Consider the following 13977-nt stretch of genomic DNA (forward strand, 5'->3'; position numbering starts at 1 on the left):
CTTCGAACGGGCGCTCCCGTGCCGATGGCGCGGGGGCCGTTTTTTTTGGTACACACTCCGCCTCATGCGCATCGGTATTTCAGTCCTCACCCACGCCGGCCAGAACATCTGGGAGAACGGGATGGGGCAGAACGTCCTGTTCCTCGCCCGGCTGCTGCAACGCATCGGCTTCGTCGAATCCGTCACGCTGATCGACGCGGGCGACCAGCAGGCGATGCCGCCCCAGGTCGACACGGCGGCCATGGGCCTGTCCTTCGGACGCGCGCGCGAGCTCACCGACTCGCTGGACGTGGTCATCGAGATGGCCGGCGCGCTCGACGTGCAATGGCTCTCGTACTTCCGCGCATGCGGCGGCCGCGTGGTGTTCCATTGCGTGGGCCAGCCTTTCGCGGCGCTGGCCGAGCCGATCGTCTTCACCGACAAGGGCCACTTCAGCAGGCCCGACCGCTGCGACGAGGTGTGGCTGCTGCCCAAGGACGCGACCTTCGCGCCCATGATGCGCACCATGCACCGCTGTCCGGTGTTCGAAGTGCCTTACCTCTGGTCTGCGCAGTTCCTGGCCCAGCGCGTCGCCGAGGTCGAGGCCGCGGGCCACCGCTTCGGCTATGTGCCGCGCACGGCCGAGCAACCGGGCTTTCGCGTCGCGATCTTCGAGCCCAACATCTCGGTGGTGAAGTCGAGCAGCGTGCCCATGCTGATCTGCGACGGGGCCTATCGCACAGACCCGTCGGCCGTGACCTCGATGCAGGTGCTCAACACGCTGCACCTGAAGGACCACCCGACCATGCTCTACCTGGCGAACTCGCTGGACATCGTGCGCGAGCACAAGGCGATCTTCCACGGCCGGCACGACTTCGCGGGCTTCATGGTGCAGTTCGCCGACGCGGTGGTCTCGCACCAGTGGCAGAACGACCAGAACTACAGCTATCTCGACGCGCTCTACGGCAACTACCCGCTGGTGCACAACTCGCCCTGGCTGCGCGACGCGGGCTACTACTACCCCGACTTCGACATCGCCGCCGGCGCGGCGCAGCTGCTGCAGGCCGTGCGCGGCCACGACCGGCAGCTCGACGACTACCGCGCTCGTTCGCTGCGTGTCGTCGAGTCGCTCGATCCGCTCAATCCGGCGAACGTCGAGGGCTACGCGCAGCGCCTGCTGCACCTGGTGGGCGGCGACCCCGCGTTCCGCGCCGATGCAGCGAGGGCCGCCGCATGATGCCGGCGAAGCTCAAGGTCGGCGTCTCCATCTTCATCCGCAAGGGCGAGCAGAGCCTTTGGGAGAACGGCGTCTACCAGAACTGCCTGTTCCTCGTGATGCTGCTGCTGCGATCGCCGCGCGTGGAAAGCGCTGTGCTCGTGGCCGGTGGCGGCGACGGCGGCCCGGCGGATGCCACCAGCTTTCTCGCCGATTCACCGGTGCCCATCATCGACATGGCCACCGCGGGGCAGCAGCTCGACCTCATGATCGAGATGAGCGCCCAGCTCGCCATGCCGTGGTCGACGGCCTTCCGCGAGCGCGGTGGCAAGATCGTGTCGATGCGCGTGGGCAACGACTACGTGATCGACATCGAGCGAATGATCTTCGACAAGCCGCACGGCCTGCTGATCTCGGGCGCGCCCTACGACGAGGTCTGGACGATTCCCGAGTACGAGGTGTCGTGCAAGCCCTATTTCGAGAGCACCTTCCGCGCGCCGGTGCGGCTCATGCCGCACCTGTGGAGCCCGATGGTGCTGGAGCGTGCCATGGCTCGTGCGCCCGGCAGCCCGCCCTTCGCCTATGAGCCCGGCCGCAGGCAGTGGCGCGTGGCCATCTTCGAGCCCAACATCTGCATGGTGAAGACCAGCTTCATCCCGATGCTGGGCTGCGAGGCGGCGCACCGCGCGCAGCCGAGGCTCATCGAGAAGATGTGGGTCTTCAACAGCTTCCACCTGAAGGACAAGCCGCTGTTCGTCGGCTTCGCGCAGAGCCTGGACATCGTGCAGCACGGCCTGGCCACCTTCGAGGGCCGCTTTCCGGTCTACCAGGTGATGCCCGGCAAGATCGACGCCGTGTTCGCGCACCACTGGGAGAACGCGCAGAACTACGTCTACTACGAGGCGCTGTACGGCGGCTATCCGCTGATCCACAACTCGCACCTCATCGGCGACTGCGGCTACCGCTATCACGGCTTCGACTGCGAGGAGGGCGGCCTCGCGCTGCGGCGCGCCTTCGCCGAGCACGACGCCGACCTGCCTGCCTACCGCGAGCGCGCGCGCCGCTTCATCGCCACGCTCGACCCCGAGGGCGAGGAGAACGTGCGCGTCTACACCGCCGCCATCGAGAACCTTTACGCATGAGGACCGGTATGAAGCCGACTCCACGATTCCCCCGTCCGCTGCTCGCCATCCTGGCGTGCACTGCCGCCGGCGCCGCGTTCGCCCAGGGTGTGCTGGTGCCGCAGGCACCGCCCGCGCAGCCGCAGGACACGCTCACGCGCGCCGCCACCAGCGTGGGCGTCAAGCGCTGCCTGCCGGCGATCACGCGGCTTTCCACGCTCACCGTGCAGGGCAGCCGCAGCCACGACGTGCTGCTCGACTGGGACCGCAAGCGCCCCGACGCCGGGCCGATGTTCTCGCTGATCGGCATGGAGTTTCCCAACGCGGGCGTTGCGGCGTCGATCACCGCCATTCCCGACGAGAGCGGTGCCTGCACCGTGTCGGCCGAGCGCATCTCGGTGGCGCCCTTCACCTGCGCGAGCGTGGGCCAGCAGGAGCTGGGCAACTACAAGATGACGCGGCTGCTGCCCAACTACGCGGTCTACACCGACGAGAAGGAGCCGACCTCGTCGGTCTCGCTGATCGATTCGCCGCCGGGCTGCCTGATCATCCGGCGCTACGTGGAATACGGCTGGCGCGATCCGGCGGCCGCACCCGCCGCGGCGCCCGCCGGGGCCGGCGCGGCCCAGCCGGCGAAGAAGCGCTAGGCGCCGGGAGTCGACAGGCGCCCGTCTCCGACAAGCGGGGACGCCCTTGACCGGCCTGCGGGGCCGGCCGCAAGCCCGAAGAATGGTGCCGATCCGCACGCGAATGCGCTGCGGAAAAGGAAGGAACGCACCATGCCTCTGGCTTCACTGATCGGCCGATGGGCCATGCAGCCTTTCTCGAAGGCACTGCCGCCGTTGGGCGACACCGAGCGCGCCGCGCTCGAGGCCGGCACCGTCGGCTTCGAGGGGCGGCTCTTCGCGGGCCGGCCCGACTTCGACGCGCTGACCGCCATGGGCCCGAACGGGCTCGATGAGCGCGAGCAGGCCTTTCTCGACAACGAAGTGCGCGAGCTGTGCCGCATGCTCGACGACCACGCCATCGACCAGGCCCGCGACCTGCCGCCCGAGGTGTGGCGCTACCTGCGCGAGAAGCGCTTCTTCGGAATGATCATTCCCGGGGAGTTCGGCGGCCTCGGCTTCGGCCACCATGCGCACGCCACGGTGGTGGCACGCATCGCCACCGTCAACGTGGCCACTGCCGTCACTGTGATGGTGCCCAACTCGCTCGGGCCGGCCGAACTGCTGCTGCGCTATGGCACCGACTCGCAGAAGGCCCACTACCTGCCGCGCCTGGCCGACGGCCGCGAGCTGCCGTGCTTCGGGCTGACCTCGCCCTATGCGGGCTCTGACGCGGCCTCGATTCCCGACCGCGGCGTGCTGGTGGAGCGCGAGATCGACGGGCGCAAGAGGCGCGGCTTCCTGGTCGATTTCGACAAGCGCTACATCACGCTCGCTCCGGTCGCCACCGTGGTCGGGCTGGCCTTCCATGCCGTCGACGAAAGCCGGCCCGGAGGCGAGCGCGAACTGGGCATCACCTGCGCGCTGATTCCCGTGCCGCAGGCCGGCATGGAGATCGGCCGCCGCCACAGGCCGATGGACAGCGCCTTCATGAACGGCCCGATCCATGGCCGGCAGGTGTTCGTGCCGATGGACTGGATCATCGGCGGCGAGCAGCAGGTCGGCCAGGGCTGGCGCATGCTGATGGAATGCCTTGCCGCGGGCCGCGCCATATCGCTGCCGGCGCTGGGCTCGGCGATGCAGCAGACCGCGCTGTACGTGGCCAACGGCTACGGCCAGATCCGCGAGCAGTTCGGCATGCCGGTGGGCAGGTTCCACGCGGTCGCGGGGCTGGTCGCGCAGATGTCGGCCGAGCTGTACGCGAGCGATGCGGCGCGCCGCTTTACGGCCGCCGCGCTCGACAAGGGCGAGCGGCCCAGCGTGGCCAGCGCGATCCTCAAGGTGCAGCTGACCGAGGCGGGCCGGCGCGCGGTCAACCACGGCATGGACATCCTCGGCGGCAAGGGCATCATCTCGGGCCCCTCGAACCTGCTGGGCGTGGCTTACCGCCAGGCGCCCATCGCGATCACGGTGGAGGGCGCGAACATCCTCACGCGTGCGCTGATCGTGTTCGGGCAGGGCGCGGTGCGCTGCCACCCGCACGTGCTCGACGAAATGGCCGCCGTGCAGGCCGGCGACGAAGAGGCGCTTGGCAAGGCGCTGATGGCACATGGCAGGCATGTGGCGCGAAACCTGTGGCGCAGCCTCTTCGGCGCGCCGGTGCTCGGCACGCCGCCGGACGACCTGATGCACGAGGCACGGCTCATCGCGCGCATGAGCGCCAAGTACGCGCTCACGGCCGACCTCGCGATGGGCATGCTCGGCGGCAAGCTCAAGCGCATGGAGCTGCTCTCGGCGCGCCTGGGCGACGTGCTCGCGCATCTCTATCTGGCGAGTTCGTGCGTGTGGCGCTACCGCGCCGATGCGGCGCCCGAAATGCTGCCGTTCGCGCGCGCGGCGATCCGCCTGCAGATCGACGAGGCCGGCAGCATCCTGCGCGATCTCTACGCGAACCTGCCGACGCCGGGGCGGCGCCTGATCGGCGCGATGGTGCTGCGCCGCACCGCGCACCTGGCGCCGCTGCGCGACCTGCAGCTGCTCGAACTGGCCGAGCTGCTGCGCAAGAACCCGCGCATCGTCGAGCGCCTCGCGCCCGACCTGAGCGAGCCCGCCGCGGGCGGCCTGCTCGACCTGATGCATGCGATGGCACTGGGCGCGAAGCTCGGCGACGGCACGGCAGCGCTCAACAAGGTGCTGCGCCGCACGAATTCGCTCGAAGAAGCGGCGCGCTCGGCGATCGACCCCGACCTGGCGCTGGCCTACCTGAAGGCGGCGGACAAGGTCATCCAGGTGGACGACTTCGAAGGCCCGCCGCGCGACGCGCAGGGCAGGGCGGACCTCAGCGCGGTTGCTGTTGCTGCTGCTGTTGCGCCACCAGGGCAGCCAGCGCCGCCGCCGTCTGCTCGTCCGCCGGAAAGAACGATTCCACCGCGAGTTCCTGCAGCGTGACGTCGACCGGCGTGCCGAAGATCGTGGTGGTGCTGATGAAGCTCAGCATGCCGCCGGGCATCATCACCTGGAAGGGCACGGCCACCGCCGACAGCGCGGTGTCGATGATGGGCGCGTCGTGGCTCACGGCGGGAGCGGGGTAGGCCGCGAGTTCGTCGTGCAATGACTGCAGCACGGCGTCGCCGGTGGCGGCGATCTGCTGCTGCAGCCGCTCCAGCAGATGGACGCGCCACTGCGCGAGGTTGGCGATGCGCGGCGCCACGCCCTCGGGGTGCAGGCTCAGGCGCAGCACGTTGATCGGCGGCTTCAGCAGCTCGGGCGCGGCGCCCTCCATCAGCAGCGGCACCAGCGCGTTGTGCGCGACGAGGTTCCAGTGGCGGTCCACCGCCAGCGCCGGAAAGGGCTCATGGCCCTTCAGCACGAGGTCGATGGCGCGCCGCGCGGAAGCCATCGCCGGGTCGTCGAGCGAGCGCTGCCTGTACATCGGCGCGAAGCCGGCGGCCACCAGCAGCGCGTTGCGCTCGCGCAGCGGCACCTCGAGCCGCTCGGCCAGGCGCAGCACCATCTCGCGGCTGGGCGCGGCGCGGCCGGTTTCGACGTAACTCAGGTGGCGGGTCGAGACCTCGGCCTCCTGCGCCAGGTCGAGCTGGCTCAGCCGGCGGTGGGTGCGCCAGTGCCGCAGGTGCGCACCGAAAGGGTCGCGCGCACCGGGCTGGCCGGCCTTGGTCGTGTGGGAGCGGATGGTGTTCATGGGCCTGCATTCTGGCGTGGCGATGGCGCGGCGCCATGACCTCCCAGGTCATCGACCCGATGCACCCGAGCCGGAATCATCGACCCCAACGCGGCAGGACTGGCTTGCGGCGTAACCACCGAGACCCTGAAGGAGATCCACATGTCCGTCTTCGCATCCCCCCGCTTCCTGCCCAACGTCATGTGGGCCGACGCCGCCTCCTGCGCCGCGACCGGCGCGCTGCAGGTGGCCTTCACCGGCGCGCTCGCACGGCTGACCGGGCTGCCCGCACCGCTGCTCATGGGTACCGGCGTGTTCCTCCTGGCCTATGCCGCCATGGCCGCCTTCATGGCCAGCCGCGCCACGCCGCCGCGCACGCTGATCGGCCTTGTCGTCGTCGGCAATTTCGGCTGGGCCGTGGCCTGCATCTCGCTGCTGGTGAGCGGCATCTTTCCGGTCACCGCCGTGGGCGTGGCCTGGGTGCTGGCGCAGGCCGTGTGCGTGATCGTGCTGGCCGAGCTGCAGTGGACCGGACTGCGCCGCAGCCGGGGCGGCGCAAGCCTTGCCGCCAGCCTGACGCCGGCCGGCCGCTGGTGAGACCGTACGTGCCCGCGGCGCCCCTGTTTCCCGTGTTTTTCGCGATGAGGAACAGGGGGCCGGACATCTCGCCGGAAAGGGCCCGCAGGGGAGAAGACCGACTACAACGGTTGACATTCATCCCAGCTATCCTTGAGGAGCTTCCACGAAACAAACTCAGGAGTTCCTCCATGGCCAAAGCACCGGCGCATGCCTTTGCGTCCACCCTCAAGACCTTCAAGACCCCGTCGGGCAAGTCCGGCAGATACTGGTCCCTGAAGGAACTGGCCAAGCAATATCCCTCCGTCGATCGCCTGCCCGTTTCCATCCGCATCGTGCTCGAATCGGTGCTGCGCAACTGCGACGGGCAGAAGGTCTCGGCCAAGCACGTCGAAGAGCTGGCCCACTGGGCGCCGAACGCCGAGCGCGTCGACGAGATCCCCTTCGTCGTCACTCGCGTCGTGCTGCAGGACTTCACCGGCGTGCCGCTGCTGGCCGACCTGGCCGCCATGCGCAGCGTGGCCTCCAAGCTGGGCAAGTCGCCCAAGACCATCGAGCCGCTGGTGCCCGTCGACCTGGTGGTCGACCACTCGGTGATGGTCGACTACTACGGCACGCCCAAGGCGCTCGACCTGAACATGAAGCTGGAATTCCAGCGCAACAACGAGCGCTACCAGTTCATGAAGTGGGGCATGCAGGCCTTCGACACCTTCCGCGTGGTGCCGCCGGGCTTCGGCATCGTTCACCAGGTCAACCTCGAATACTTCGCGCGCGGCGTCTACAAGAGCCCGAACGACAAGGAAGACAAACCTACGTACTACCCCGACTCGCTGGTCGGCACCGACAGCCACACCACCATGATCAACGGCATCGGCGTGGTCGGCTGGGGCGTCGGCGGCATCGAGGCCGAGGCGGCCATGCTGGGCCAGCCGGTCTACATGCTCACGCCCGACGTGGTGGGCTTCGAGCTCACCGGCCAGCTGCGCGAAGGCGTCACGGCGACCGACTTGGTGCTGTATGTCACTTCCATCCTGCGTGCCGAGAAGGTGGTGGGCAAGTTCGTCGAATTCTTCGGCCCCGGTGCCGCGTCCATCGCCGTGCCCGACCGCGCGACCATCGGCAACATGGCGCCCGAGTACGGCGCGACCATGGGCTTCTTCCCGGTCGACGAGATGACCGTGGCGTACTTCGAGGGCACCGGCCGCACCAAGGAAGAGGTCGAGCGCTTCGAGGCCTACTACAAGGCGCAGGGCCTGTTCGGCATGCCCAACCCCGGCGACATCGACTACACGAAGGTCGTCCGCCTCGACCTGGGCACCGTGTCGCCCAGCCTGGCCGGCCCGAAGCGCCCGCAGGACCGCATCGACCTGGGCCACCTCGCCACCAAGTTCTCGGAGCTCTACAGCAAGCCCAACGACGCCAACGGCTTCAACCAGCCGGCCGACAAGCTCAAGCTGCGCTACCCGCTGGCCCCGGCCGGCAAGACCGGCGACGACGAAGCCGCCCCGCCGCCCGCGGGCGCCCCGCTCGACGTGGTCGAGATGGTGGCCAACCGATCGACCAAGGCCGCCGCGCACGTGAGCGCCAGCGCGCCCGCGGCGCCCAAGGGCGAAGTCACCATCGGCAACGGCGACGTGCTGATCGCGGCCATCACCTCGTGCACCAACACCTCGAACCCCAGCGTGATGCTGGCGGCCGGCCTGCTGGCCAAGAAGGCGGTGGAAGCCGGCCTCACGGTGAAGCCGCACGTGAAGACCTCGCTGGCCCCGGGCTCGCGCATCGTCACCGAGTACCTCGAGAAGGCCGGCCTGCTGCCGTACCTCGAGAAGCTGGGCTTCTACCTCGCGGGCTACGGCTGCACCACCTGCATCGGCAACGCGGGCGACCTCACGCCCGAGATCAACGAAGCCATCACGAAGAACGACCTGATCGGCGCAGCCGTGCTCTCGGGCAACCGCAACTTCGAGGCGCGCATCCATCCGAACCTGAAGGCCAACTTCCTGGCCTCGCCGCCGCTGGTGGTGGCCTTCGCCATCGCCGGCAACGTGATGACCGACCTGATGACCGAGCCGGTGGGCAAGGGCAAGGGCGGCAAGGACGTCTACCTCGGCGACATCTGGCCCACTCCGAAGGAAATCGACCAGAACCTGCGCTACGCGATGAACGCCAAGTCGTTCCGCGCGAACTACGACAAGGTCAAGACCGACCCGGGCAAGTTCTGGAGCAGCATCAAGGGCACCAACGGGCAGGTGTACGACTGGCCGAAGTCGACCTACATCGCCGAGCCGCCGTTCTTCGAGGGCTTCAAGATGAAGCCGCACGCGTCGGACGCGGGCTTCAAGGGCGCGCGCATCATGGCGCTGTTCGGCGACTCGATCACCACCGACCACATCTCGCCGGCCGGCTCCATCAAGGAAAGCTCGCCCGCGGGCATCTGGCTCAAGGCGCACGGCGTGGCCAAGGCCGACTTCAACAGCTACGGCTCGCGCCGCGGCAACCACGACGTGATGATGCGCGGCACCTTCGCCAACGTGCGCATCAAGAACCTCATGATTCCGCCGGATGCCAACGGCACGCAGGAAGAGGGCGGCGTCACGCTGTTCCAGCCGTCGGGCGAGAAGATGTTCATCTACGACGCGGCCATGAAGTACATCGCCGAGAACACGCCCACGGTGGTGTTCGGCGGCGAGGAATACGGCACGGGCTCGTCGCGCGACTGGGCCGCCAAGGGCACGCAGCTGCTGGGCATCAAGGCCGTGGTGGCGCGCAGCTTCGAGCGCATCCACCGCGCCAACCTGGTCGGCATGGGCGTGCTGCCGCTGCAGTTCCGCGGCGCCGATTCATGGCAGACGCTGGGCCTTACCGGCAACGAGCAGATCGACGTGGTGATCGGCAGCGAGCTGAAGCCGCAGATGGACGTGAAGCTGGTGGTGCACCGCGCCGACGGCACGCACCAGGAGGTGACGGTGCGCCTGCGCATCGACACGCCGATCGAGGTCGACTACTACAAGCACGGCGGCATCCTGCCGTTCGTGCTGCGGCAGTTGCTCGAGGCCTGAGGGCCGACGGCGGCAGCGGGAGCGGGCCTGCCTACTTGCCGGCGGCGTCGAGCCGCTGCGCAAGTCGGTCCAGCAGCGGGCGGATTTTTTCGCCCACGCTGATCTGCGGGTTCGAGAAGCCGTCTTCCTTGCCGGCGTCGATCTCGCGCTGCTTGATCAGCGGCACGGCCGCGGCGAAGGCGGTCTCGAACGAGCGGGTCTTGCGCAGTTGCTCGTCGAACATCGCGCGGCCGAAGAAGGTCAGCTCCGACAGCCGGCCGCATCCGTACGAGGTGTGGTTGGCGTCGGCGGCGGTCATCACCAGCGTGTCCTCGCTGGCCAGCGGCTCGATCCAGCCGCCCGAGAAGCAGGCCGAGACCGCCACCACCCGGTGGCGGATGCCGGCGCCGTCGAGTTCCTCGCGCAGTTCTTCCGGCGTGAGCCAGGGCACGGTGAGCGGCCAGTGCGCCGCGGCCAGCCGGTGGTCGCGCGCGCCGTGCGAGGTGAGGTACACCACCAGCACGTCGTTCTCGCGGTCCATGCGCGAAGCCAGTGCGGCGATGGCGCGGCGCAGGTTGAGCGGCGTGGCCCAGGGCAGCGTCTCGGCGGTCGTCGGGTGGTTCATCAGGTGGATCACGCGGCCCCTGGCGTCGAAGCGATCCTCCAACACCTGGGTGACCATGTTGCTTTCGCGCAGGAACACGTCTTCCGAGGCATAGGGCGCGAACACCAGTCCGTAGACGTTGGTCTGCCCCGGCTTGCCTGCGGGCAGGGCCTCCACCGTGCGTTCCCACAGCGCCTGCTGTTCCTCGAAGAGCTCCTGCGTCAGCTGCATGCTCGGGCGCTCGGGCTCGGCGGACGCGCTCGCATCGGGCAGCCACATGCGCTCCTGCGTGTAGAGCGATTGCCAGAAGGTGGCAGCCAGCAGCACCACGAAGGCGGGCGCGAAGAGGGCGAGCCGCCAGCGCGCACCGGCTTCTCGCGCGGTGAAGCGCACCAGCGCGACGATCATCCAGGCGCAGCCCAGCCCGAAGACGATCCAGTAGCCGGGCGAGACCGAAATAGCGGCCGGCAGCCAGCCGCGCGTGTAGCCCAGCGCCAGCAGCGAGAGCGCCAGGTTGGCCGGGAACATCGTCCAGGTGGCCAGCGCGAACCAGCGCGCCAGTCCGCCGCCATGGTCCCGGCCGGAGAGCGCGAACCAGCCCAGCCATGCCAGCACCGCCATCACCCACAGCGTGTTGAGGCCGACGTTCGCATACAGCCGGGCGGGACCGGCGATTTCGAGCCGCGCCAGTCCGACCCAGACGAGTTCGGGCAGCAGCACGAGCACCAGCAACTGCCAGGGCGCGGGCCGGGCGTCGATGCGCGGCTGCAGCAGCAGCGAGGCGCGCAGGCCGCCGGCGATCCAGCGCCAGAGGCTTGCACGCGGTGGTCGCGAAGCGGATGCCTCCTCGGCGCTCTCGAGTGGCTGCTGCGGTGCGATGATGTCTTCGGGCATGGCGTCGATCATGCCTTTGCCGGCCGTGTTTTCCTGAACAACTTTCCCTGCCCAACCCTTCGCTCATGCTTCGCATCGGCCTGATCTCCGACACGCACGGACTGCTGAGGCCCGAGGCGCTCGCCTTCCTGAAGGGGAGCGACTTCATCGTCCATGGCGGCGACATCGGCAACGCCGGCATCCTCGAGACGCTCGCGGCCATCGCGCCCCTGACGGTGGTGCGCGGCAACAACGACCGCGAAGCCTGGGCCGATGGCATCGCGGAAACCGAGCTGGTGAAGTTCGGCGATGTGAACCTCTACGCCATCCATGACCTCGCGCAGCTGGACATCGATCCGCGCGCGGCCGGCGTGCGCGTGGTGGTCTCGGGCCATTCGCACAAGCCGAAGGTGGAGGAGCGCGATGGCGTGCTCTACGTCAACCCGGGCAGCGCGGGGCCGCGGCGGTTCAGGCTGCCCATTGCGGTAGCCGAACTGCGGATCGACGGCGGCGCGGTCAGCGCCCATGTCGCCGAACTGACCCCCTGACGCCCGGGCCCCGGGGTGGGGCAATCATTACCATTCGGCAAGAAAAGCCCACAAATGAGAATGTTTCTTATTTGATGCGCTATGCTCGGGCGCTCCTCCGTGGAGCCAGAAGCAAAGGCGAACGCAGACGCGGGCGCTGACCCATGCCGGCTCCGGAGGGCCTTGATTGCCTCCATTTCCGAAGCCGATGCTCATCCCTTTTCTCATCATGCTGCGCGAAGGCATCGAAGCCGCGCTGATCGTCGGCATCGTTGCCAGCTACCTCAAGCAGAGCGGACGCGGCGTGCTCATGCCCGCCGTGTGGGTCGGCGTGCTGCTGGCCGCCGCGCTTTCGCTGTTCGCGGGCGCCGGCCTGCAGTTGCTGGCGGCGGAATTCCCGCAGAAGCAGCAGGAACTGTTCGAGGGCGTGGTCGGGCTGATCGCCGTGGTCATGCTGACCTCGATGGTGTTCTGGATGCGCAAGGCCGCTCGCTCCATCAAGGGCGAGCTGCAGGCCTCCATCGACAAGGCGCTGGGCAAGGGCGCCGACGGGCAGGGCTGGGCGCTGATCGGCATGGTGTTCCTCGCTGTCGCACGCGAGGGGCTGGAGTCGGTGTTCTTCCTGCTGGCCGTGTTCCAGCAGAGCAGCGGCTGGGAGGCGCCGGTGGGCGCGCTGGCCGGCATCGCGGTGTCGGTGGCGATCGGCTGGGGCCTCTATTCGGGCGGCGTGCGGCTCGACCTGCGGCGCTTCTTCCGCTTCACCGGGCTCTTCATCCTTCTGGTGGCCGCGGGCCTGCTGGCCGGCGTGCTGCGCAAGCTGCACGAGGGCGGCGTATGGAATCACCTGCAGACGGTGGTGTTCGACATGAGCACCACGCTACCGATGGACAGCCCCCTGGGGGCCGTGCTCTCGGGCCTGCTGGGCTACCAGGCCGCGCCCGTGGTGGGCGAGGTCATCGTCTACCTGGCCTTCCTGGCCGTCTCGCTGTTCTTCTTCCTGCGCTCGGTCCCCGCGCCGGCGACTCGCGCGGCTGTGGCCCGCTGAAACCTGCAATGTCTTCCTCTTCTTCCGACAACAACAAGCCCTCGTCCTCCAACCTGATGCGCGTGGCGGTGGCCGCGTCGGCCCTGCTGGTGGTCGCGGGCCTCGCCGCCTTCTGGTATGCCTCGAACGAGGCCCGCAAGGCGCCGGCCAAGGCGGCCGACAACGCCGTCACCGTCACCATCCAGGGCAATGCCTGCGAGCCCAACGAGATCACGGTGCCGGCGGGGCGCACCACCTTCACCATCGTCAACAAGTCGAACCGCGCGCTCGAGTGGGAAATTCTCGACGGCGTGATGGTGGTGGAGGAGCGCGAGAACATCGCGCCGGGCTTCTCGCAGACCATGACGGTCAAGCTGCAGCCGGGCGAGTTCGCCATCACCTGCGGCCTGCTGAGCAACCCGCGCGGCAAGCTGCGCGTGACGCCATCGGCCGCGTCGGATGCCGAAGCGGCGCGGCCCTCGCTGGTCAACTACGTGGGCGCGCTGGCCGAGTACCAGACCTTCCTGCGGCTCGAGGCCGGCTCGCTCGACGACGCGGCGCGCGCCCTGGCCGACGCCATCAAGGCCGGCGACCTGCAGCAGGCGAGGGCGCTCTACGTGCCGGCGCATCAGGCCTACAAGCGCATCGAGCCGATGGCGGAGCTCTTCGCCGACCTCGACACCCGCATCAACGCGCGCGCCGACTACTTCGAGAAGCGCGAGGCCGACCCGGGCTTCAGCGGCTTCCATCGCATCGAGTACGCGCTGTACGGCCAGAACGACGTGAAGAGTGTCGCGCCAGTGGCCGACAAGCTGATTGCCGACATCGGCGTGCTCAAGGAACGCTTGCGCGGCCTGAACGTGCCACCGGAGCGGCTTGCCGGCTCCGCATCGAAGCTGCTGCGCCGCGTGGCCGACAACCTACCGGCCGGCGGCGAGGATCACTACGGCCACGCCGAGGCTGCGAACCTGCAAGGCAGCTACGAAGGCACGAAGAAGATCGCCGATCTGCTGCAGCCGCTGCTCGTGAAGGCCGCGCCCGCGCTGCAGAAGAGCGTCGACGAGCGCTTCGCGGCCTTCGACGCTGCGCTGGCGCCTTACCGCGAGGGCGACGGCTTCAAGCCCGCGCCGCTCGACGAGGCGCAGCGAAAGGCGATGGCAGAGACCGTGCGTGCCCTGGCCGAGGAACTCGGCAAGGTGAACGCCGCGCTCGGCCTGGAATGAGTTGAGAGACAGC

At 68.8% G+C, this 13977-nt stretch carries 11 protein-coding genes; 9 read left to right on the forward strand and 2 right to left on the reverse strand.

All coding sequences use genetic code 11. From position 1 onward, the window contains the following. Nucleotides 1–64 precede the first annotated feature (64 nt). From SFB74_RS08935 to SFB74_RS08950, 4 genes are all read left to right on the forward strand, one after another. Nucleotides 65–1216, forward strand: a complete 1152-nt coding sequence (locus SFB74_RS08935) for a DUF2827 family protein (protein ID WP_432730438.1) — start codon at nt 65–67, stop codon at nt 1214–1216. After that, entirely contained in the window at nt 1213–2337 is a 1125-nt protein-coding gene (locus SFB74_RS08940) for a DUF2827 domain-containing protein (RefSeq protein ID WP_432730439.1), read from the forward strand. Before SFB74_RS08935 ends, SFB74_RS08940 begins: the two co-directional genes overlap by 4 nt. An 8-nt stretch (nt 2338–2345) precedes the next feature. Beyond that, complete coding sequence (locus tag SFB74_RS08945) at nt 2346–2963, forward strand: hypothetical protein (protein ID WP_432730440.1); 618 nt, start codon at nt 2346–2348, stop codon at nt 2961–2963. 132 nt (nt 2964–3095) lie between these two features. After that, the gene (locus SFB74_RS08950; protein ID WP_432730441.1) at nt 3096–5369 is read left to right on the forward strand and encodes an acyl-CoA dehydrogenase; all 2274 of its coding nucleotides are present in this window, start codon (nt 3096–3098) and stop codon (nt 5367–5369) included. Here SFB74_RS08950 and SFB74_RS08955 read toward each other — a convergent pair. Beyond that, nucleotides 5260–6120, reverse strand: a complete 861-nt coding sequence (locus tag SFB74_RS08955; RefSeq protein WP_432730442.1) for a helix-turn-helix domain-containing protein — start codon at nt 6118–6120, stop codon at nt 5260–5262. The two genes, SFB74_RS08950 and SFB74_RS08955, sit on opposite strands and share 110 nt — an antisense overlap. 141 nt (nt 6121–6261) lie before the next feature. Here SFB74_RS08955 and SFB74_RS08960 point away from each other — a divergent pair, with 141 nt between their 5' ends. Then, nucleotides 6262–6696, forward strand: a complete 435-nt coding sequence (locus SFB74_RS08960) for a hypothetical protein (RefSeq protein WP_432730443.1) — start codon at nt 6262–6264, stop codon at nt 6694–6696. A gap of 170 nt (nt 6697–6866) precedes the next feature. Further along, nucleotides 6867–9734 (forward strand): aconitate hydratase, encoded by a 2868-nt coding sequence (locus SFB74_RS08965; protein ID WP_432730444.1) that lies wholly within the window; start codon nt 6867–6869, stop codon nt 9732–9734. 31 nt (nt 9735–9765) lie between these two features. On the opposite strand, the gene SFB74_RS08970 is transcribed toward SFB74_RS08965, so the two are convergent. Further along, a complete protein-coding gene (locus SFB74_RS08970; RefSeq protein ID WP_432730445.1) occupies nt 9766–11211 on the reverse strand; it encodes a C13 family peptidase in 1446 nt (481 codons plus the stop codon). Between the two features lie 65 nt (nt 11212–11276). On the opposite strand from SFB74_RS08970, the gene SFB74_RS08975 reads away from it, so the two are divergent. The 3 genes from SFB74_RS08975 (at nt 11277) to efeO (ending at nt 13964) form a co-directional block, all read left to right on the forward strand. Then, nucleotides 11277–11738: a metallophosphoesterase family protein gene (locus tag SFB74_RS08975; protein ID WP_432730446.1), complete on the forward strand. Its 462-nt coding sequence runs from the start codon at nt 11277–11279 to the stop codon at nt 11736–11738. Nucleotides 11739–11925: 187 nt separating this feature from the next. Further along, nucleotides 11926–12762, forward strand: a complete 837-nt coding sequence (gene efeU / locus SFB74_RS08980; protein ID WP_432730447.1) for an iron uptake transporter permease EfeU — start codon at nt 11926–11928, stop codon at nt 12760–12762. A gap of 8 nt (nt 12763–12770) precedes the next feature. Next, on the forward strand, nt 12771–13964 hold the full coding sequence (gene efeO / locus SFB74_RS08985; protein ID WP_432730448.1) for an iron uptake system protein EfeO: 1194 nt from the start codon (nt 12771–12773) through the stop codon (nt 13962–13964). Nucleotides 13965–13977 lie beyond the last annotated feature (13 nt).

Source organism: Variovorax xiamenensis (genome assembly GCF_050916385.1).
GTDB lineage: Bacteria > Pseudomonadota > Gammaproteobacteria > Burkholderiales > Burkholderiaceae_C > Variovorax.